Annotated in this window: 1 protein-coding gene and 1 pseudogene; both read left to right on the top strand. The window is 28.9% G+C overall.

Going from position 1 to position 530, the window contains the following annotated elements:
* Nucleotides 1-115 (top strand): 23S rRNA (pseudouridine(1915)-N(3))-methyltransferase RlmH (locus AZI32_RS18185; protein ID WP_162266760.1); only part of this gene is annotated, 115 nt, incomplete at its 5' end.
* A 48-nt stretch (nucleotides 116-163) separates the two neighbouring features.
* A pseudogene (locus tag AZI32_RS17655) lies at nucleotides 164-530 on the top strand (thymidylate synthase); the annotation flags it as partial.

Here is a 530-nt window from a genome sequence, read left to right as displayed (position 1 = left end):
TTATAAGTTGTCTTTCTCTAAGATGACATTTCCTCATCAAATGATGAAGTTAATATTATTAGAACAAGTTTATAGAGCATATAGAATAAACAATAATGAACCGTACCATAAATAACGGAGTGTAGAAGAATTTCAAGTATTATTATGACTTTGAGGAGATACTATGGAGTTAAACAATTTATTGAATGTAAAAAATAGAGAAGAACTAAGAGCTTGGTTAAATAAAAATCATAAAATAGAAAAGGAATGTTGGGTAATTGTTAACAGAGGAAAAGCTAAAATTAATGGCGAATTTATATATTTAGATTTAGTTGAAGAAGCTATGTGTTTTGGTTGGATAGATAGTACATGTAAGAAAATAGAAGAAGGAATTACTGCTCAACGCATATCTCCACGTCGTAAAAATAGTTCATGGACTGAATTAAATAAGGAAAGATGTAGAAGACTTGAAAAAATAGGACTGCTGACAGAATCAGGAAGATCTATTTTACCTGATATATCAATGAAATCATTTGACATAGATGAAGATG

The organism is Clostridium sp. ATCC 25772 (assembly GCF_001573875.1).
Classification (GTDB): Bacteria; Bacillota; Clostridia; order Clostridiales; family Clostridiaceae; genus Clostridium_J; species Clostridium_J senegalense.
Note: the sequence above shows the minus strand (reverse complement) of the source record. Positions and strands in the feature narration are given on the sequence as shown.